This is a genomic window from Photobacterium angustum, from assembly GCF_003026365.1.
In the GTDB taxonomy this organism is placed as follows: domain Bacteria; phylum Pseudomonadota; class Gammaproteobacteria; order Enterobacterales; family Vibrionaceae; genus Photobacterium; species Photobacterium angustum.
This window is the reverse complement of the sequence record NZ_PYOM01000029.1, coordinates 1-21,810: the sequence shown is the minus strand read 5'-3', so window position 1 is coordinate 21,810 and position 21,810 is coordinate 1. Positions and strand designations below refer to the sequence as shown.

At 42.5% G+C, this 21,810-nt stretch carries 13 protein-coding genes and 6 tRNA genes; 9 read left to right on the top strand and 10 right to left on the bottom strand.

Features of this window, described 5'->3' with window-relative positions:
- Positions 1-64 precede the first annotated feature (64 nt).
- The 7 genes from CTN01_RS21495 to CTN01_RS21460 all read right to left on the bottom strand — a co-directional run bounded on the left by CTN01_RS21495 (position 65) and on the right by CTN01_RS21460 (position 4,982).
- Positions 65-1,624: an ABC transporter substrate-binding protein gene (locus tag CTN01_RS21495; protein WP_045150465.1), complete on the bottom strand. Its 1,560-nt coding sequence runs from the start codon at positions 1,622-1,624 to the stop codon at positions 65-67.
- Positions 1,625-1,680: 56 nt separating this feature from the next.
- Positions 1,681-3,399: a dipeptide ABC transporter ATP-binding protein gene (locus CTN01_RS21490; protein WP_045150481.1), complete on the bottom strand. Its 1,719-nt coding sequence runs from the start codon at positions 3,397-3,399 to the stop codon at positions 1,681-1,683.
- Between the two features lie 1,027 nt (positions 3,400-4,426).
- Positions 4,427-4,503 (bottom strand) — tRNA-Pro (locus tag CTN01_RS21480).
- 53 nt (positions 4,504-4,556) lie between these two features.
- Positions 4,557-4,632, bottom strand: a tRNA-His gene (locus CTN01_RS21475).
- Between the two features lie 9 nt (positions 4,633-4,641).
- A tRNA-Pro gene (locus CTN01_RS21470) sits at positions 4,642-4,718 on the bottom strand.
- A gap of 76 nt (positions 4,719-4,794) precedes the next feature.
- Positions 4,795-4,870: transfer RNA gene (locus CTN01_RS21465), tRNA-His, on the bottom strand.
- 35 nt (positions 4,871-4,905) lie between these two features.
- Positions 4,906-4,982: transfer RNA gene (locus tag CTN01_RS21460), tRNA-Arg, on the bottom strand.
- Positions 4,983-5,261: 279 nt separating this feature from the next.
- Here CTN01_RS21460 and CTN01_RS21455 point away from each other — a divergent pair.
- On the top strand, positions 5,262-5,669 hold the full coding sequence (locus tag CTN01_RS21455; RefSeq protein ID WP_045130964.1) for a c-type cytochrome: 408 nt from the start codon (positions 5,262-5,264) through the stop codon (positions 5,667-5,669).
- Positions 5,670-5,760: 91 nt separating this feature from the next.
- Here the strand turns inward: CTN01_RS21455 and rep are convergent, their stop codons facing one another.
- A complete protein-coding gene (gene rep, locus CTN01_RS21450) occupies positions 5,761-7,776 on the bottom strand; it encodes a DNA helicase Rep (RefSeq protein WP_005372200.1) in 2,016 nt (671 codons plus the stop codon).
- A 310-nt stretch (positions 7,777-8,086) separates the two neighbouring features.
- Between rep and CTN01_RS21445 the strand changes: the two genes are divergently transcribed.
- The 6 genes from CTN01_RS21445 (at position 8,087) to ubiK (ending at position 17,798) form a co-directional block, all read left to right on the top strand.
- Positions 8,087-9,235, top strand: coding sequence for an efflux RND transporter periplasmic adaptor subunit (locus tag CTN01_RS21445; RefSeq protein ID WP_005372202.1), 1,149 nt, complete (start codon positions 8,087-8,089; stop codon positions 9,233-9,235).
- Positions 9,236-9,244: 9 nt separating this feature from the next.
- Positions 9,245-12,376 carry an efflux RND transporter permease subunit gene (locus CTN01_RS21440; RefSeq protein WP_045130963.1) on the top strand — a complete coding sequence of 1,044 codons (3,132 nt, stop codon included), beginning with the start codon at positions 9,245-9,247 and terminating at the stop codon, positions 12,374-12,376.
- A gap of 207 nt (positions 12,377-12,583) precedes the next feature.
- Positions 12,584-13,195, top strand: coding sequence for a TetR/AcrR family transcriptional regulator (locus tag CTN01_RS21435; RefSeq protein ID WP_005372206.1), 612 nt, complete (start codon positions 12,584-12,586; stop codon positions 13,193-13,195).
- A 27-nt stretch (positions 13,196-13,222) separates the two neighbouring features.
- Complete coding sequence (locus CTN01_RS21430) at positions 13,223-14,326, top strand: efflux RND transporter periplasmic adaptor subunit (protein ID WP_005372212.1); 1,104 nt, start codon at positions 13,223-13,225, stop codon at positions 14,324-14,326.
- Between the two features lie 16 nt (positions 14,327-14,342).
- Positions 14,343-17,420 (top strand): multidrug efflux RND transporter permease subunit, encoded by a 3,078-nt coding sequence (locus tag CTN01_RS21425; protein WP_045129340.1) that lies wholly within the window; start codon positions 14,343-14,345, stop codon positions 17,418-17,420.
- Between the two features lie 108 nt (positions 17,421-17,528).
- Positions 17,529-17,798: a ubiquinone biosynthesis accessory factor UbiK gene (gene ubiK, locus CTN01_RS21420; protein ID WP_005372214.1), complete on the top strand. Its 270-nt coding sequence runs from the start codon at positions 17,529-17,531 to the stop codon at positions 17,796-17,798.
- A gap of 67 nt (positions 17,799-17,865) precedes the next feature.
- On the opposite strand, the gene ilvC is transcribed toward ubiK, so the two are convergent.
- The gene (ilvC, locus tag CTN01_RS21415; RefSeq protein WP_005372215.1) at positions 17,866-19,350 is read right to left on the bottom strand and encodes a ketol-acid reductoisomerase; all 1,485 of its coding nucleotides are present in this window, start codon (positions 19,348-19,350) and stop codon (positions 17,866-17,868) included.
- Positions 19,351-19,429: 79 nt separating this feature from the next.
- Between ilvC and ilvY the strand changes: the two genes are divergently transcribed.
- Both ilvY and CTN01_RS21405 read left to right on the top strand, forming a co-directional pair.
- Complete coding sequence (gene ilvY, locus CTN01_RS21410) at positions 19,430-20,380, top strand: HTH-type transcriptional activator IlvY (protein WP_080890329.1); 951 nt, start codon at positions 19,430-19,432, stop codon at positions 20,378-20,380.
- Between the two features lie 37 nt (positions 20,381-20,417).
- Entirely contained in the window at positions 20,418-21,623 is a 1,206-nt protein-coding gene (locus tag CTN01_RS21405) for a Rossmann-fold NAD(P)-binding domain-containing protein (RefSeq protein WP_045082838.1), read from the top strand.
- A gap of 106 nt (positions 21,624-21,729) precedes the next feature.
- Here CTN01_RS21405 and CTN01_RS21400 read toward each other — a convergent pair.
- Positions 21,730-21,806, bottom strand: a tRNA-Trp gene (locus CTN01_RS21400).
- Between the last annotated feature and the right edge of the window lie 4 nt (positions 21,807-21,810).

Here is a 21,810-nt window from a genome sequence, read left to right as displayed (position 1 = left end):
TCTCTTTCTTCCTGAAAAAGTGCCGGAGCAAGCTCCGGCACTATCGCTTTCGCTATAACATTACTTACTTTTCATCGACCACAAGATCGCCAAAGTAAGGCTGTTCCATTGGGTTAACAATATCGGCCGCGTGCACGTTTGAACGCGCGCCCCATGCAAGGCTCTGCCAATGCAGTGGGACAAACGCCGCTTCGTTGTACAACGTTGCTTCTACTTTCTGTAGCATTGCTTTACGTTTGGTTTGATCGGTTTCTACGTTCGCCGCTTCAATCAACTTATCGACTTCAGGGTTAGAGTAGAAACCACAGTTGTACTGACCTTGACCTGTTTCTTCATTACGCGTCATCGTTAGGAACTCTGTCATGTTCGCTGAATCTTCAGTATCGGCATGCCAACCAATCATCATCATGTCTGCCGCACACTTATCAAACTCAGGCCAGTATTGCGCTTTTGGCATGGTCTTGAGGTCAACTTTGATGCCAATTTTAGACAACATTGCCGCTACAGCTTGCGCTACTTTTGCATCGTTCACATAACGGTTATTCGGTGCCATCATGGTTAATGTAAAGCCGTCGGCATAGCCTGCTTCTTTCATTAATTCTTTGGCTTTTTTCACATCATAACGCGGTACTAAATCAGCATTGTAGCCTTGGTAACCCGCAGGGCTCTGTTGACCTGCCGTAGTCGCAAAGCCTTTCATGATTTTCTTCACGATGCCTTCGTTGTTAATCGCATGAACAATCGCTTGGCGTACGCGTACATCTTTCAACGCTTCATTGCTGTTCTGGTTCATTTGGAACGTGATGATACGAGTACCCGGTAGTGTCACCAGATCAACATCTTTTGCTTCTTTCAAACGTTTATGATCATTAGGTGCAACGTGATCAATCATATCAACACCGCCAGAAAGCAACGCTGCAAGACGTGTTGCATCTTCTTTGATCGGTAATAGTGTTAGCTTATCTACATTACCTTTTGACGCTTTATCCCAGTAATTCGCATTACGGGTAAATTCAACTTTTACCCCTTGCTCACGCTCTGTAACGATAAATGGACCGGTACCTGAAAGATTGGTAGAAGCAAATGAGTTACCGTGTTTCGCAATTTCCGCTTTATCTTTACCTTCAGCAGTTTTCCCTGTGTAGAACTTACTGTCCATTGGGAAAATGTATGTCGCGGTTTGCAGAACCAGTGGATAGGTTCCTTTCGAGATCAACTCAACCGTGTAGTCATCCACTTTTTTCATTTCAGAGTACGGGGCAAAGATCTTTTTAAAGTCTGCCGACTCTTGTAGACGATTAAATGTCCATACCACATCGTCAGCCGTGAGTGGATTACCTGAATGGAATTTCACCCCTTGACGTAATTTGAAACGGAACGTGTGATCATCAACACGCTCCCAGCTTTCCGCTAGACGCGGCTCAAAATCCATGTCTTGGGTAAAACGAACAAGAGGATCGAACACCATATGAGATAGCTGTAGCGTACCGCCTGATAACTGCTCATGAGGATCTAATGAAACAGGATCTGAGGCATAACCCAGTTTGATTTCTGCAGCAGTGGCACTAAAACTTAACCCCGCGGCAATCAATGCTACGGCTAATTTGCTCTTGATGGTTTTCATTGCATAACTCCTTTATGCACGGGACCTCTCCCGCGAGTAGTGTTTGTTGATGTGGACTAAGCGCGTTTTAATCCATTTTGACTAATCCCTTTAAACTCTGGCATTAGTGAAATTAAATGTTGGCTGTATTCATGTTGAGGAGCGGTAAAGAGCTGTTCAGTTTTCGCCACTTCCAGCAAAGTACCTTTTTGCATCACCCCAATGCGATCACACATTTGACGGATCACGGGTAAGTCATGGCTGATAAACAGCATGGTTAAATTCAATTCGTCTTGCAGATCTTTTAGTAAATTCAGAATTTGTGCTTGAACAGACACATCCAGAGCTGATGTGGGCTCATCACAAATCAACAATCGTGGACGTGTTGCGAGAGCACGAGCAATGGAAATACGTTGACGTTGACCGCCTGAAAACTCGTGAGGATATTTCACCCCAGCAGCGCGACCTAGTCCAACATGATCCAATAAATCATGCACAATTTGACGAGTTTGCGCTTCGTTCTCGGTTAATTTATGAAAACGGATAGGCTCAGCAATAATATCGAAGATACGCATCCGTGGGTTCATTGAGGTATAAGGGTTTTGGAAAACCATCTGCATTTGACGACGGAAAGGACGACGGTCAGCTTCACTTTTCAACGCCGTTAGATCCATCCCTTCAAATGTCACTCGACCTTCATTTGGTGGGTATAAACCGGCAATCACACGGGCAATTGTTGATTTACCTGAGCCTGATTCACCCACTAAGCCAAACGTTTCACCTTCAAAGACTTGGAAACTGACATCATTATTGGCTTGAACATATTCACGACGACTTTCAAAGAAAGAATCTTTGGTCACAAAACGCAAACTCACGTTCTCTACATCCAACAATGGGCCTGAATAATCGAGTTGCTCTTGGCGCTGCCCTAACCAATGATTTTTAACATCTAATGGCGGCGTTTCTTCTGCCGCTTCGATATAACTCACCAATGGAAAACGCTGTAATTTAATATCTGAACGTGGAACTGCTGAAATTAGACTTTGGGTATATGGATGCTCTGGACGGTGTAATACTTGATCTGTAGTACCGAGCTCGACTAAGTCACCACGATACATTACTGCAACGCGATCAGTCACATTCGAGACAACGCCCATATCGTGAGTAACCAACATACAGCCGACGTTTTTCTCTACACATAACTCACGGATCAACGTCAGAATTTGATCTTGAATCGAAACATCTAAAGCTGTTGTAGGCTCATCAGCAATGATTAAATCAGGCTCTCCTGCCAGCGCGATGGCAATCACGACACGTTGGCGCATACCGCCTGAAAACTGGTGAGGGTATTGTTTAATACGCAATTCCGGTTGTGGAATGCCCACCTGCTCCATCAACGTTAATGCACGCTTATATGCTTCCTGCTGAGTGACTTGTAAATTAGTTACAATGGTTTCAGTAAGTTGTTGTTCAACCGTAAATAGCGGATTTAGCGATGTCATTGGATCTTGAAAGATAAACCCAATCTTAGCACCACGTACCTTACGCATTTGCTCTGGCGTTAGCCCTGAGATCTTTGTTCCATCAAGATACACATCACCATTAGCGATTTGCCCAGGTGGACTCAATAGATCAATCACCGCATTGCCTACGGTTGATTTACCCGCACCAGATTCACCCACTACTCCGACAATTTCACCGCGTTCAATAGAAAACGACAATGATTTCACCGCGGCATGAACACCATGGCGGGATGGATATTCTATCCGAAGGTTTTTTACTTCTAATAAAGCCATGACCGACCCCAATTGCTTGGCAGTTCCTGCCAATATAAAAACTTGAATCCTTTCCACACCAGAATATTCATCTATGGCATGTAGGCCTATCAATCTGTCAAAGATTTCACATAAAAGCAACATTTCAAAGCAAAAAACTATACCGAATGCAAACTATCGAATAACTATTCACCTTAATTCACCAATAAAACAATATACACCTAAATATTCAATCAACACAAAACACCCACAAACACTGAAATCACAAGTAAACGCAAATTGAAAACCCAGCACTTACTAAACAAAATAAAAAACAAGATGTGAATAATTTATCACTAACAAAAAACACACGTGTTTACATAACAATAACACATGCTACTTTACCAATGATAAATAACATCAAAAACCATAAGAAATTAAATAACCAGATATAAAAGCGAATAATTACAACACTTTTGATATTTAACACTAGATAAAATCAGGGTTATCACAAAAATCTTAACTATTACGTTATAGAGTTTTAATTCGGATCGATGAAAAGCGAGACTCTACTATCAAGCCCCAACCTTTTGGGATCTAATCAATAACACTGAGCGACTTTTACTTTTCTATAAGCGAAAAAAAACCGTATCTTTCGATACGGTTTTCTTAATGGTGATCGGTAAAAGCAAGGTTCTAATATCAGGGAGCTCACGACACTTTGGGATCTAATTAATAACACTAAGCTACTTGGCTTTTCTATTGACGAAAAAAAACCGCATCTTTCGATACGGCTTTCTTAATGGTGGTCGGTGAAGAGCAAGGTTCTAATATCAGGGACCCCCCGATCCTTAGCGCTCTAATCAATAACACTGAGCGACTTAAGCTTTTCTATAGACGAAAAAAAACCGCATCTTTCGATACGGTTTTCTTAATAGTGGTCGGTGAAGAGCAAGATTCTAACATCAGGGAACCCCCGACCCTTTGGGATCTAATTAATAACACTGAGCTACTTAGCTTTTCTATAGACGAAAAAAAACCGTATCTTTCGATACGGTTTTTTTAATGGTGGTCGGTGAAGAGGGATTCGAACCCCCGACCCTCTGGTCCCAAACCAGATGCGCTACCAAACTGCGCTATTCACCGACAATGTTTTAGGCTTACAAGGCCAAGGTCTCTTAACAAGATAACCTAAATAATGGGGTGGCTAACGAGACTTGAACTCGCGACAACCGGAATCACAATCCGGGACTCTACCAACTGAGCTATAGCCACCATTGTAAGTGGTCGGTGAAGAGGGATTCGAACCCCCGACCCTCTGGTCCCAAACCAGATGCGCTACCAAACTGCGCTATTCACCGACTTAAATCTGTGTGCTCGAATAAACAAGCGGGCTTCTAAAAAGCCAGAAAGCTGACGTATCAACTCTCTATAATATGGGGTGGCTAACGAGACTTGAACTCGCGACAACCGGAATCACAATCCGGGACTCTACCAACTGAGCTATAGCCACCAATGTATTACCTTCCGCCAATACGACCATTTAAATGGTGCGCCCGAAAGGATTCGAACCTTCGGCCTTTGGCTCCGGAGGCCAACGCTCTATCCAGCTGAGCTACGGGCGCCTTGCCCTATCGACGGGGGAGAATATTACGGATCAGAACGCCTCTCGGCAAGTGTTTTTTTTCATTTTTCTTTCGCTCGCTGATTTTATGCTCAAATAACTATTGATTCGTATCATACAAATACAGCGCACTAGTTTGATCCTACGGTACAACCCGATATACTAACAAATGTATAACAATATAATTATTTTAAAAACATTCGCCGTACTATTTCAACATTAGCCACGAGTGAAGATAACAGCAACTATAAATACAATTTGGAAGTATAAGGTGAGCGCCATGAATTTTTCTTTTCGACAGTTTATATTCGCTGCTGTAGCCACATTTACTATTGCTGTTCCCGCAGTTGCTGACGACATGACAGATGAAGCTATTGCTGAACGTATTAAACCTGTCGGTTCATTATACCTTGAAGGTGAAGCCCCTGCTGTAGAAGTAACAGCAAGCCCTCGTAGTGGTGAAGCCGTTTATAATACTTTTTGTGCTTCTTGCCATACTCCAGGTGTTATGGGTGCACCAAAAAAAGACGATGCGGATGATTGGTCTGCTCGCATTGCCCAAGGTAAAGATGTGTTAGCTGATCATGCTATTAATGGCTTTAATGCTATGCCTGCAAAAGGTGCCTGTATGGATTGTAGTGATGAAGAAATTATTGCTGCCATTGATCACATGATTGCTGGCTTATAATTTTTCTCACCATAAATTTCTCAATCATAAATAAAGAGGGTGAGCATTATTAATGCTCACCCTCTTTTTATATAGGCACTATTTTGTAGGATTACTTTTTAAACATCGCGCGAATATTCGCAATATGCGCTTGCCCTTTGTTCATCCGCTCTTCTGCAGAAACAGGTTTGCGCTCACTTTCCCACTCCAAATCATCTTGCGGTAATTCGTACAAGAATCGACTGGGCTCAGGCTTAATTAGTTCGCCATACTGACGACGCTCTTTACATAAAGTAAAGGTTAGTTCGCGTTGTGCTCGCGTGATCCCAACATATGCAAGGCGACGTTCTTCATCAACGTTTTCTTCATCAATGCTGGTTTGGTGCGGCAAGATTCCCTCTTCTGTACCCACTAAGAACACATAAGGAAACTCCAACCCTTTAGAAGCATGCAGCGTCATAAGCTGTACTTGATCAGCATCGTCATCATCTTCCCCTCGCTCCATCATGTCGCGTAGGGTTAAACGTTGTACTACTTCTTTTAAGGTTTTCTCTTCATTATCATAGTTATCGCCTTCTAAATCAGCGGTGATCCAACTATATAAATCAGAGACATTTTTCATTCTCATCTCAGCGGCTTTTGGGCTTGGTGAGGTTTCGTATAGCCAATCTTCGTAATGAATATCACGCACTAATTGACGCACAGCAGCTACCGTATCACCACGCTCAGCATTATCAGCTAATTGATTAACCCAATGGGTAAAGCGTTGCAGTGATTCTAAGCCTCGACCTGATAGGTGTTGCTCTAACCCCATCTCAAAGCTAGCGGCAAACAAGCTTTTGCCGCGCATGTTGGCGTATGTACCGAGCTTCTCGAGTGTTACTGGACCTATTTCTCGACGCGGTGTATTCACGATACGTAAAAATGCGTTGTCATCATCGAGGTTAGTCAGTAAGCGTAAGTACGCCATGATGTCTTTTATTTCAGAGCGTGAGAAAAATGATGTGCCACCTGAAATCTTATAAGGAATACGGTTTTGCATCAGCGACTTTTCAAACAAACGTGACTGATGGTTACCTCGATACAAGATCGCATAATCTTTATAAGCGGTGTTATTCATAAAGCGATGAGCAATGAGCTCACCAATCACTTTTTCTGCTTCATGCTCTTCATTTTTCGCAGTGATCACTTTAAGCATCGCGCCGTCAGGGATCTCAGAGAAAAGGGCTTTTTCAAATAAGTGGGGGTTATTCGCGATCAAAATATTCGCTGTTCGCAAAATACGGCTGGTTGAACGGTAATTTTGCTCAAGTTTGATCACTTTTAAACTAGGAAAGTCTTTATTAAGCAAGCCTAAGTTTTCTGGCTGCGCTCCACGCCATGAGTAAATAGACTGATCGTCATCACCAACCACAGTAAAGCGCGCACGCTCACCCACCAATAGTTTTACAAATAAGTATTGGCTGGTATTAGTATCTTGATACTCATCCACCAGCAGGTAACGAATACGGTTCTGCCAATGTTTACGCACTTCAGCGTTATCTCGCAACAACAAGACGGGCATTAAAATCAGATCATCAAAATCTAATGCGTTATAGGCTTTCATTTGACGCTGGTACATTTCATAGCAATGCGCAAACAATTGATCGCGTTCACTACGAGCGTGTGCTGTCGCATCGGCTGGCGATAACATGTCATTTTTCCAATTAGAAATAGAGGACATTAATTGCTTTAATAAATCTTTATCACCTTCAAGCTCATCTTCGGTGAGCTCTTTGAGAAGCGCCATTTGGTCTTGATCGTCAAACAGTGAAAAACTGGCTTTTAAGCCTAAATGCTTATATTCACGACGAATGATATTCAAACCTAAAGTATGAAAGGTAGAAACCATTAATCCTTTCGATTCTTGACGTCCCAATGTTTGCCCTACACGCTCTTTCATTTCACGTGCCGCTTTATTAGTAAAAGTCAGCGCGGCAATATTGCGTGCTTTGTAATCACACTGCTGTACCAAATAAGCAATTTTATTAGTGATCACACGGGTTTTACCAGAGCCTGCACCGGCGAGTACTAAGCATGGCCCAGAAACGTATTTTACTGCTTCTGTTTGCCTTGGGTTCAGTTTCATTCGTTATCCTGACGCTCGTTTAAAGAAATGCATACAAATGCACTTTAAACCTGAGTTTTATTCACTTGACAAATAATTAAACTCAGACCAATCACAAATAATTATACATAATTATTAACAATTCCCTATAGGTATATATAGTAACTTCTACTTTACTCTATGGTAGAAACTCTATTTTATGCCAAAAATAACCGTTCTGTGTTTAAACGGCTATCATAGGTTACAAAATGGTAAATAGTGGTTATTCTATTGTAAATCCATAAATTTGGATATTTACGCTCGGTTATATTGCTTAAAATTAGGAGATTTCATGCGGAAAATCGCAAAAATTGCCATGGTTGTCAGTATGGCACTATGGGTAACAGCTTGTGATCAAAATGCGGCAGAAAATTCTGCGCAACAAGCAGCAAAAAGTATCCCCGTAGGTACTATAGCCATTACATCTCACCCACAAGAAATCCGCGTGGAATTACCCGGTCGAAGCAAAGCTTATTTAGAAGCAGAAGTTCGTCCTCAGGTTTCAGGCATCATTACAAACCGTGGTTTTACCGAAGGTAGTGATGTAAAGAAAGGCCAATCCCTTTATAACATCGACTCTGCAACCTATAACGCTGCATATTTAAGTGCAAAAGCAGAACTTGCCAAGGCACAAGCAACACTTGATTCAGCAAAAGCATTAGCAATTCGTAGTAAAAAGCTAGTTGAGCGTGGTGCGATCAGCAAGCAAACCTACGATGATAACCAAGCTGCTTACAAGGTCGCGATTGCAAGCCTTGAAGTAGCTAAAGCAAACGTCAATACAGCCAAAATCAATTTAGATTATACCAAAGTTGAAGCCCCTATTTCAGGTCGTATTGGTCAATCTTCTGTTACTCCCGGTGCATTAGTTAATGCTGGGCAAGCTCAAGTGCTGGCAACTATTCAGCAGTTAGATCCCATTAATGTCGATATAGCTCAATCTAGTGCGCAATTACTTCGCTTGAAAGCGGCATTAAAGCAAGGGGAACTCCAAGCCAGCCAGAATGCTGATGTTGAACTTATCCTAGAAGATGGTTCAGTTTATCCTCATCACGGCGTATTACAGTTTTCTGAAGTTAACGTTGATCCTAATACGGGCTCAGTCACATTACGTGCTGAATTCCCAAATCCCGACGGTATTTTGCTACCGGGTATGTATGTTCGCGCAGTGCTAAACACAGGTACCGATCCTAAAGCGATTATGGTTCCACAAAAAGCCGTTACCCGTAATAGTAAAGGCGAAGCAACAGTCATGGTTGTTAATGCCGAAAATAAAGTGGAATCTCGCCTTGTAACGACAGCACAAGTGATCGATAACCAATGGCGTATCACTAAAGGCTTAAAAGATGGCGACCAAGTCATTGTTGACGGCTTACAAAAAGTACGTCCAGGCGCTTTGGTTCAACCAACCACTGCCAATAACACACAACCACAAAAGTAGAGATAAGATATGGCTCGTTTCTTTATCGATCGCCCTATTTTTGCTTGGGTGATCGCGATAATAGTGATGCTTGCGGGGGTACTGTCAATCATAAAATTGCCAGTCGCTCAGTATCCAAGTATTGCTCCACCTACAGTGGTGATCAGCGCTAGCTACCCTGGCGCAAACGCAAAAACCATGGAAGATACCGTTACACAGGTGATTGAGCAGCGAATGACAGGTATTGATAACCTGCGCTACTTATCATCAACCAGTGACAGCTTTGGTAACACTCAAATTACCCTAACCTTTAATGCCGAAGCCGATCCTGATATTGCTCAGGTACAGGTACAAAATAAGCTCCAGTCTGCACTTCCGCTACTCCCTAGCGAAGTTCAACAACAAGGTGTAAAAGTTAATAAATCAAGCTCATCTTTCTTGATGGTTGTTGGCTTCTACTCTAAAGATGGCTCAATGGATAAGAACGATATTTCGGACTATATCAGTTCGAACGTTGCCGATCCTATGAGTCGTGTTCCAGGTGTAGGTGAAATCCAAACCTTTGGCGCTCAGTATGCGATGCGTATCTGGTTAGATCCACTCAAACTAACTAAATACAACCTGACCAGTCTTGATGTCATTTCAGCGATTAAAGAGCAGAATGCACAAATTTCCGCAGGTCAGTTAGGTGCTGCACCTTCTTTACCGGGTCAAGAATTAAACGCTACCGTTTCGGCACAAAGCCGTTTAAAAACACCTGAAGAGTTTAAAAACATTATTGTTAAATCTGACTCTTCTGGCGCAACAGTACATTTAGGTGACGTAGCTCGCGTAGAATTAGGTGCAGAAGATTACTCAGTTCAAGTATTCTACAACGGAAAACCTGCCAGTGGTTTAGGTATTAAACTCGCGACAGGGGCTAATGCCCTTGCAACAGCGGAAGCAGTAAAAGCAAAAATCGACGAACTAAAGCCTTTCTTTCCTGAAGGTTTAGAAACCGTTTATCCGTACGATACAACTCCATTTGTTGAAAAATCAATCGAAGGTGTTGTTCATACACTGTTTGAAGCAGTTGCACTGGTGTTTATCATCATGTATCTGTTCTTACAGAACTTCCGTGCAACCTTGATCCCTACCATTGCTGTTCCCGTTGTACTTTTAGGTACCTTTGCAGTACTTTCCATGGCGGGTTACTCCATTAACACCTTAACCATGTTCGCTATGGTACTTGCCATCGGCTTACTGGTTGATGATGCCATCGTGGTGGTGGAAAACGTTGAACGTGTAATGCATGAAGAAGGGTTAAATGCCGTTGAAGCAACACGTAAGTCGATGGATCAAATTACAGGGGCACTGGTTGGTATTGCCATGACCTTGTCTGCGGTATTTGTTCCTATGGCATTTATGTCTGGTTCTACTGGAGTTATCTATCGCCAGTTCTCGATAACTATTGTGACGGCAATGGCTCTATCCGTGATGGTAGCATTAATATTAACCCCAGCCCTTTGTGCAACCATGCTAAAACCGATCGAACATGGCGAGAAAAAAGGGTTCTTCGGTTGGTTTAACCGTACATTTGATAACTTAACCAAGCGCTATGAATCAAGTGTTGCGGCGATGATAAAGCGCTCTATCCGAGTGATGTTTATCTTCCTTGGTCTAACTGTTGCGGTTGGTTGGGTATTCTCGAAAATGCCTACCTCGTTCTTGCCTGATGAAGATCAGGGGATCTTGTTTAGTCAGGCCATTTTGCCTGTTAACTCGACCCAAGAGCAAACCCAAGAAGTTATGGATAAAGTCTCTAACTACTATCTAAATGAAGAAAAAGATACTGTCGCTAGTGTATTTAGTGTATCAGGCTTTAGTTTTGCAGGTAGTGGTCAAAACATGGGGATGGCATTCATTGGTTTGAAAGATTGGTCAGATCGTCAGTTACCAGGTATGGATGTAAAATCTATCGTTGGTCGCTCAATGGCTTATTTCCATCAAATCAAAAATGCATTGGTGTTTTCATTTGCGCCACCAGCGGTGATTGAACTGGGTACTGCCAGTGGTTTTGACTTCTATCTCCAAGATAGAAGCGGTCAAGGGCACGATAAACTGATCGCAGCACGTAACCAGCTATTAGGGATGGCCGCGAAGAATAAAAACCTTGTCGGTGTCCGTCCGAATGGTCAGGAAGATGCGCCGATGTACCAAATCAACGTTGACCAAGCGAAAATTCGTGCTCTCGATATTAATATTCAGTCAGTGAATCAAGTGTTAAGTACCGCTTGGGGTAGTACTTATGTGAATGACTTCATCGACCGTGGACGAGTGAAAAAAGTGTTCGTACAGGGTGATGCACAATACCGAATGAAGCCAACGGATTTAGATACTTGGTATGTCCGTAACAACAAAGGTGAAATGGTACCATTCTCCGCATTTGCGACGGGTGAGTGGAAATACGCGTCACCTCGACTTGAGCGTTTCAATGCAACACCTGCGGTCAACATTCAAGGCAGTGTGGTTGCAGGTTACAGTACTGGTCAGGCAATGCTTGATATTGAAGAAATGGTGAAGCAATTACCGCCGGGCTTTGGTATTGAGTGGAATGGCTTATCCTATGAAGAGCGTCTATCTGGTAACCAAGCACCTATGCTATATGCGTTATCTATCTTAGTCGTGTTCTTAGTACTTGCAGCCTTGTATGAAAGCTGGTCTGTTCCTTTTGCCGTGATCTTAGTGGTGCCACTTGGAATCATCGGTGCACTACTGGCAATGAACGCCCGTGGCATGCCAAATGACGTGTTCTTTCAAGTAGGGCTATTAACCACCGTTGGCTTGGCAACTAAAAATGCCATCTTGATTGTCGAATTTGCTAAAGAGTACTACGAAAAAGGGGCTGGACTGGTTGAAGCAACACTCCACGCTGTTCGTGTGCGTCTGCGCCCGATTATCATGACATCACTGGCATTTGGTCTAGGTGTTGTGCCATTGGCAATCAGTACAGGTGTTGGCTCTGGCGGTAAGAATGCGATTGGTACTGCTGTACTTGGTGGTATGTTAAGTTCGACATTCCTAGGGATTTTCTTTATTCCAATATTCTTTGTGGTGGTTGAGCGTATTTTCAGCCGCGGTAAAAAGAAAAATACTGACAATAAAGAGCAAGTAGCCGAGTAATACTTCCTCCGAAAAATAAATTAGCGCATGCCTTTGGGTGTGCGCTTTTTTTTACTTCTAAATCCCTCTAACAGCAATATCTATAACGTCTAACAAATAAGTTCGAAATCACTATTCACCAAACATATAGCTTTAACTGAATAATCAATGAATATTGTGCAAAAGCTATATTAAAAACTTGCGTATCAAGGGCGACTATCTACAATAATGAACGAACGTTCATTCATTGCACGCCTAAATATTATTACCACTATGAATGAGAAAAAAACACGTATATTGGCAGCGACAGAAAAGCTACTTGCCGAATTTGGTTTTCACGGCCTTTCAATGCAAATGGTGGCTAAAGAAGCCAATGTTGCAGCAGGAACCATTTATCGTTACTTCAACGATAAAGACGACTTACTCAACCAATTACATGATCATATTTTAAGTTATATCGCCGCTCAAATTAGCCACGGTGTTGTCGATACCATGCCAATTAAGCAGCGTTATCGCACAATGTGGCTTAATTTATGGCATATGACACTAAATGGTGATGCCCCATTGATCATTAGGGGTCAGTTCCAAAACCTACCTTGTCGCAGTAAACAAGAGCGGAAGCACTTAAGCCAAAAATTATTTTCTTCCGTAGCAACTATGTTTAATGAAGGAAAAGCCTGCGGCTTATTTAAAAATATTGATAACGAGGTTCTAAGTATTTTGAGCCTTGAGACGAGTTGTAACCTAGCTCGACGTCAAATCAATGGTGGTTTACAGATCAACGATGACGAACTTGAAGCAGTAATCAATGCTTCGTGGGACGCCATCATTCTGCATTAATAGCGTAAAACCGGAGCAAACTTTACAATGAAAAAATGGATAGTCGTGTTACTTCTTGTCCTCCTGCTATTCGGGAGCGTCATTGGTTTCAACTTGTTTAAACAGAAAAAAATCGCAGAGTACATGGCAAATATGCCAGAGCCAAATTACCCAGTTACAGCGATGACTACTAAAGGCGAAAATTGGTATCCAGCCATTCAAGCGATTGGTTTTATTGAACCAGTACAAGGTGTAACACTAACTTCTGAAGCCTCGGGTGTGATCAGCAAAATTGCATTTGAATCAGGTCAGCGTGTTAAAGCCGGTCAAGAGTTAGTCTCAATTAACTCTAATGTAGAAGTCTCTAGCCTACAAAGTACTAAAGCTCAGCTGCCTGCGGTTGAAGCAACCTACAAACGTTATCAAGATCTTTTCCGTAAAGGTTCTGTATCGAAATCAAGCCTTGATGAAGCAAAAGCAAACTACTTCGCTCTTGTTTCACAAATCAAATCGCTAGAAGAATCGATTCAACGTCGTGATATCGTTGCACCGTTTGATGGCGAAGTTGGTTTACGTAATGTTTACCTAGGTCAGTATATTCAACCGGGGACGCAAATTGTTCGCCTCGAAGATACCCGTACCATGCGTTTTCGCTTTACGGTGCCGCAAACCGATATTTCTAAGATCAAAATTGGTCAAACGGTAGATATCAATGTTGATGCTTACCAAGATACCGACTTCAAAGGCCAAATCACAGCGATCGAGCCTGCGGTAAACGCCCAGACAGGCCTAATCCAAGTACAAGCAGATATTCCAAACAGTGGCGGTAAGCTACGTAGCGGTATGTTTGCCCGTGCTCGTGTGATCTTACCAACCATTAGCGATCAAATCATCGTTCCACAAACGGCGATCACTTACACCTTATACGGTGACACTATTTACGTACTAAAAGAAGTTGATGGCAAATTACGTGCCATTCAAACAGTCGTAACAACAGGTCAAAACCACGGTAATAAAGTGCGTATTCTTTCAGGCATTAAAGCTGGCGAGCAAATTGTTACTACAGGTCAAATCCGTTTAAGTAATAAGACGCTAGTACATGTCGTTGAAAATGACGCACTTAAAGCTCCAGCCGTAACCCCACTGTTGTAATTGGAGAACACTCAGTATGCGCTTTACTGATATATTTATCAGACGCCCAGTCCTCGCAATTTCGATCAGTTTAATGATCGCATTGCTAGGATTTCAGGCGATTTTCAAAATGCAGGTTCGACAGTATCCAGAAATGACCAACACCGTAGTAACCGTAAGCACAGCTTACTACGGTGCAAGTGCCGATCTGATGCAGGGCTTTATTACTCAGCCCTTAGAACAAGCCATTGCCCAAGCCGATAATATTGACTACATCAGCGCCCAAAGTACCTTGGGGATGTCGACAATTACGGTACAAATGAAATTGAATACCAACCCAAATGCAGCATTGGCTGATATTCTGGCGAAGGTAAATTCAGTACGTTCACAACTACCAACAGAAACCCAAGATCCGACCATCACCTTATCAACAGGTGGTAATACCGGTGTGCTTTACCTAGGTTTCACCAGTAATAGCTTAAACTCGAGTCAAATCAATGACTACCTTGAGCGAGTAGTTAAACCGCAGTTATTTACCGTTAGCGGTGTATCTAAAGTCGATATGTACGGTGGTGTCCCTTACGCCCTTCGCGTTTGGTTAGATCCACAAAAGATGGCGGCATTTAACTTATCAGCAACTGATGTTATTCAAGTACTCAAAGCCAATAACTACCAGTCTGCAGTTGGTCAAGTGAAAAACGACTTTGTGCTTTATAACGGTAGTGCTAACACGCAATCAAATAGTCCTGAAACACTAGAAAAGCTAGTTGTTACTAGTAAAGATGGTCAAGTCACTCGCTTAGGTGACATCGCTAAAGTGACGTTATCAAAAGAAAGTGATACCTACCGTGCGACAGCAAATGGTCAAGAAGCCGTGGTCGCTGCCATTGAAGCTGCACCGAGTGCAAACCCAATTGACATTGCAGCCGATGTACTAAAACTACTGCCAACCATTGAACGTAACATGCCAAGCACCATCAAAATGACGGTGATGTACGATTCAACGATTGCGATTAACGACTCGATTCATGAGGTAATTAAAACCATCCTTGAAGCGGCAGTAATTGTATTGGTGGTGATAGCTCTATTTATCGGTTCGCTACGTTCAGTACTGATCCCAATCATCACGATTCCGCTATCACTGGTTGGTGTCGCTCTCGTGATGCAAATGTTTGGTTTTTCTTGGAACCTCATGACGCTACTGGCCATGGTACTCGCCATCGGACTGGTGGTGGATGACGCCATCGTGGTACTTGAAAACGTTGAGCGTCACATGAAAATGGGACAAAGCCCTTTCCGTGCAGCCATTATTGGTACTCGTGAAATTGCCATTCCGGTGATTTCGATGACTATCGCCCTAGGCGCGGTGTACGCACCTATCGCATTAATGGGTGGCTTAACTGGCTCGCTGTTTAAAGAGTTTGCACTAACACTCGCAGGCGCCGTATTTATTTCAGGGATCATCGCACTAACATTATCGCCAGTAATGTGTGCCCACTTCCTGAAAGAAAACGCAGCGCCGAATAAGTTTGAACAAGCAGTACATCGCTTTCTTGATCGACTCACCCTACGCTATGAAAAAATGCTAGGCGGCATCATGAAGATGCGCTCAGTCGTGATTGTATTTGCAATTTGTGCATTTGTGAGCCTGCCGTTCTTATTCAAATTCATTCCAAGTGAACTTGCACCTGCAGAAGATAGCGGTGTGGTGGTATTCCAAGGTAATGCGCCATCAAACGCAAACTTGGATTACATTGAAGACACCATGAACCAAGTGAATAAGGTGCTAACCGATCAAAAGAGCGTGGAATACGCGCAAGTATTCTCCGGTATCCCTGCATCTAACCAAGCCTTTGGTCTAGCCACCTTGAAACCTTGGAGTGAGCGCGACCAAAGTCAAGCAGAAGTGGCTAATGATGTAGCGAAGAAAATTAAAGACATTCCTCAAATGTCAGTGGCTGCGTTCCAGATGCCAAGCTTACCGGGTGCGGGGGCAGGCTTCCCTGTTCAGTTTGTGATCACCACGCCGAACAACTTTAAAAGTTTGTTCCAAGTGGCATCTGAAATGCTGACTAAGGTGAAAGACAACCCGATGTTCGTGTTTTCAGATCTCAACTTGAAGTACGACTCGGCTGATATGAAGATCAATATCAACAAAGATAAAGCAGGCGCTTATGGTGTAACGATGCAATCGATCGGTAACACATTAAGTACCATGCTTGCTGGCGGTGATATTAATCGTGTTGATATCTTGGGTCGTTCATACAAGGTGATCCCAGAGGTTGAGCGTAAAAATCGTTTTAATCCAAATGATTTAAACAACTATTACGTGAAAACCAATACTGGCGATCTGATCCCGCTAGGTAGCTTAGTAACCATCACGGTGAAATCAGCCCCACCAACGTTACCAAGCTTTAATCAGCAAAACTCAGCAACCATCAGTGGCGTATTAGCTCCAGGCACATCCATGGGTGAAGCTGTAAGTTGGTTAAATACTGAAGCGGCGAAAGTTCTCCCTAAAGGTTATAGCTATAACTATCTTGGTGAGAGCCGTCAGTACGTAACAGAAGGTAATGCACTATACGCAACCTTCGGTTTAGCATTGGCTGTTATCTTCCTAGTACTTGCGATTCAATTTGAATCTCTACGCGATCCGCTGGTTATTCTTGTGTCAGTTCCACTTGCTATTTGTGGTGCGTTAATCGCACTGGCGTGGGGGGCGACGACCTTGAATATCTACTCGCAGATCGGTTTGATAACCCTGATAGGTTTGATAACCAAACACGGTATCTTGATCTGTGAAGTGGCAAAAGAAGAGCAGTTATATCATGGTAAAAATCGCTTAGAAGCGGTCATGGAAGCTGCGAAGATCCGTCTTCGTCCAATCCTAATGACCACATGTGCGATGATTGCAGGCTTGGTTCCACTACTTTACGCATCAGGCGCAGGTGCTGCCTCTCGCTTTAGTATTGGTATCGTTATCGTGGCAGGTCTTTCTATCGGTACATTGTTTACCTTGTTTGTTCTGCCAGTTATCTATACATTCCTAGCAAGCGAACACAAACCGCTACCTGTATTCGTTGAAGATGACGATGCAACAGATAGCCATTTCTAAGTAATAAATAAATGAAAAAGGGCGCTGGAACTTCCGCGCCCTTTTATTTTAGCTAGTACGACGATTACAATAGAAGAATAACGATTCTCGCAACGGAGTAAGCGAATCATGTTTGATCCAAAGAAGCTTGAGCAAGTAGCTAAGCAAATTCAAGACGCAATGCCACAGCCAGTAAAAGAGCTAGGCAATGACGTTGAGCAAAAAGTACGACAAGTGATCCAAGCGCAATTGGGTAAATTAGATGTCGTGAACCGTGAAGAATTTGATGTGCAAACTCAGGTTCTCCTTCGTACTCGCCAGAAGCTTAATGATCTTGAGCAAAAAATGGCAGAGCTTGAAGCAAAACTTGATGCTGAAGCGAAAAGCGATAACGCTTAATTTGAAAATTCAAAAACTAAAAAGCCCGATATCAACCGGGCTTTTTTCTATTTAATCGACGCTAAAATTAACCGCCAACAGCAATTTGCTTCATATCTTTCATGTAACCACGTAGCTCTTTACCAATCACTTCTACTGGGTGATTACGTAGTGCTTCGTTCACTTCAATTAGCTTCTGGTTATCAGCAAAGTTAGATGTCTCACCCAAACCTTTACCAATCACATCCGTCGCTACTTTCGGCATAAATTGCTCACGTAGTAATGGCGTTGCTACGTTTGCAAATAGGTAGTTACCGTACTCTGCTGTATCAGAAATAACTACGTTCATCTCGTACAGACGCTTACGTGCAATAGTATTCGCGATAAGTGGTAGTTCGTGTAGCGACTCGTAGTATGCAGACTCATCAATGATGCCTGATGCTGTCATTGCTTCAAATGCCAGTTCAACACCTGCACGTACCATAGCAACCATCAAGATACCGTTATCAAAGTACTCTTGCTCACTGATTTGAATGTCAGATGATGGGTAGTTTTCGAATTGTGTTTCAGCAGTCTCACCACGCCAGCCAAGAAGATCAGCATCATCGTTCGCCCAGTCAGCCATCATAGTGCTAGAGAAGTGGCCAGAGATAATGTCATCCATGTGCTTGTTGTAAAGTGGACGCATCAAATCTTTTAGCTCTTCCGATAGGTCAAACGCTTTTACTTTAGCAGGGTTTGATAGACGATCCATCATATGAGATACACCACCAAACTTCAGTGCTTCAGTGATCGTTTCCCAACCGTACTGCAGAAGCTTACCTGCGTATTCTGGTGCGATGCCATCAGCAATCATCTTCTCGTAACAAACAATAGAGCCTGCTTGTAGCATGCCACACAGGATCGTTTGCTCACCCATTAGATCAGATTTTACTTCAGCGACAAATGATGACTCAAGTACGCCCGCACGGTGACCACCCGTTGCTGCCGCCCATGCTTTAGCAATCTCAAGACCATCACCTTGTGGGTCATTTTCTGGGTGAACGGCAATCAGTGTTGGAACACCGAAACCACGCTTATATTCTTCACGAACTTCTGTACCTGGACACTTAGGTGCAACCATAACAACGGTTAAGTCTTTACGAATTTGCATGCCCTCTTCAACGATGTTGAAACCGTGAGAGTAACCCAATGATGCACCTTGCTTCATTAATGGCATAACCGTTTCAACAACATTCGTGTGCTGCTTATCTGGAGTTAGGTTTACCACTAAATCAGCTTGTGGGATCAGTTGCTCGTAGCTACCTACTTCAAACCCATTTTCTTTTGCGTTCTTAAATGATTGACGTTGCTCATCAATCGCCGCTTGGCGTAGCGCATAAGAGACATCTAGACCAGAGTCACGCATGTTAAGACCTTGGTTAAGACCTTGCGCACCACAACCAACAATCACTACTTTTTTACCTTTAAGGTAATCAGCTTCTGTTGCAAACTCTGCACGATCCATAAAACGACAGCGACCTAGTTGATCTAACTGCTGACGTAGGTTCAGGGTATTAAAATAATTAGCCATAACAACAAACTCCGTGAAAATATATCCTTGGGTCGACATCTTTACTGTCGAATAAGCTGATAGTAGATCAGGTAATTTGTTGCGCAAAGTGCTATATTCACAACAACTAATTGCAAATTATGCAACATGGATGATGAATATTAAAAATCTGCAACTATTTCTTCACCTTTGTGAATCCCATAACTTCAGCCAAACGGCGCAAGCCATGCATATAAGCCCTTCGGCATTAAGTCGCGTTATTCAGCGTCTTGAAGAGGAGTTAGGCCAAACCTTATTTATGCGTGATAATCGTAGTGTTGAATTAACGCTAGCTGGAAAGAAATTGCTTCCAGTCGCATCTTTAATTGTGAGTAATTGGTTCGAGTTAAAAAGTGAATTACAGGAAGATCATTCTCAACTACAAGGGAAGTTAACTCTCTTCTGCTCGGTGACTGCAAGTTATAGCCACCTCCCTAATATCTTAAATAAGTTTCGCGTCATTTATCCCCATATCGAAATTCAACTTCAAACAGGGGATCCGGCCCTCGCAATAGAGAAAGTCCTATCCGGTGATGTCGACATCGCTATTGCCGCTAAACCTGACATCCTACCGTCTAAATTAACTTACATCGAAGTTGATCAAATCCAGATGTCCTTGATTGGGCCATTAATCTCATCACCAACATTACAAAAAAGCTTAAATCATGATCCAGATTGGAAATCTTTATCTTTTATACTGCCAGAATCAGGTCCTGCGCGAACGCGTGCTGATAAATGGTTTAAGAAAAAGAAAATAACACCGTCTATTTATGCCCAAATATCAGGCCATGAAGCTATTGTTAGCATGGTTGCACTTGGCTGTGGTGTAGGCATAGCGCCCGATGTCGTTATTAACAACAGTCCTGTTAGTGATAAAGTGCAGAGATTTAACACCGAATCAATAGAGCCGATGAGTTTAGGTTTATGTTGTAAACAATCCCGTGAACAAGAGCCTCTATTACATGCTTTACTACAGCTTTTTAGTGATAGCTATGTAGATAACTTACTTTAGCTCGTTTTATTAGTGCATTTTTCAAGGAACAACAGTAGTGCCTAGTCCAATATTAACGCATTCATATTGTGCTGATTTTTATGCCGAACATGGTTATCAATTTCTAAAAAAACTCTCACAAGAATATGCTCTCCCTAATAACCTTGTGATTTTTTCTGTCATGCATTGCTATGAAGGCTCTTTACCCTATATTAACGTTCTTGCCGAACTCGCTGACAAACTTATATTTATTCCCAAAGATGCCACTGTAAGTGCAAACCCAGAACTACTCACAACGATAAAGAAAATCCCACGTTGTCATGTTGTTTCGACTCACAATAATAAATCTTACTTAAAAAACATTGAGTATTGTGAGGCTTTTATCCGCCAGCATATTACTCCTGACACTCCTTTTCTTATCCTTGATCACGGTGGATACTTCTCGTCCTCTATCACACACATTTGCCAAACCTTCAAAGAACAATGTATCGGTATTACTGAGTTAACCGCGAATGGCTTACAAAAATATATTAATAAATCAATTTCTAAGCCTCTTATCACGGTTTCCCATCTGAGTATCAAAGCGCCGGCAGATTTTGAAGCTTCTGAATGTATTGTTCACTATTCCGATCAAATATTACGAGAAGAATTTGGCCTTAAAATCAATAATTCAGGATTTCTAAAAACAGGTGTGATCGGTGCAGGAAACCTTGGCCGCGGTGTAATAAAACATCTCCGCTCTAAAGGTATTACCAATATTCATATTACTGATATCGACCCAAGAAAATTAACTCAGTTTCCTCGTGACGGTATTCAAACTTGCTCAATCAAATATTTAGTCGAACATTGTAATATGTTGTTTTGTTGCACCGGAAATCAATCGATTACACCCGAGATGATTGATGCACTCTCACAACCAATATTTATCAGCACAGTAACCTCAGCCGATGATGAACTTCATTTGCCTGACTTATTGCAACAGGGCGTACTCACCGAAGTGAAAACTAATAGATTAACCAAAGAATATAAGACACGTCATGGGCACAGCGTGTATCTCTTTGCGGGGGGAGAATCAGCAAATACGCCTTTTAAAACAGGGATGGGCGATCCAACTCTGTATTTATTTGAAGCGGCTCATATGCTTGCTGGATTAAAGCTCATTAAAGATGCCACGCAATTTAAACCAGGTATTCAATCATTATGTGAAGATGATGAAATAATGATAGCTGAGCGTTGGCTACGCCACTTTTATCACTATCAATGATCATCATATTAAGCCTCACTTTATTGTGGGGCTTTCCTTATGTGGGAATTTACAATCATACAGACGTAAAAAAGCCCCGTCATTTCTGACGAGGCTTTCTTGAAGATGGCAGGGGTGGAGAGATTCGAACTCCCAACACGCGGATTTGGAATCCGCTGCTCTGCCAATTGGAGCTACACCCCTGTAG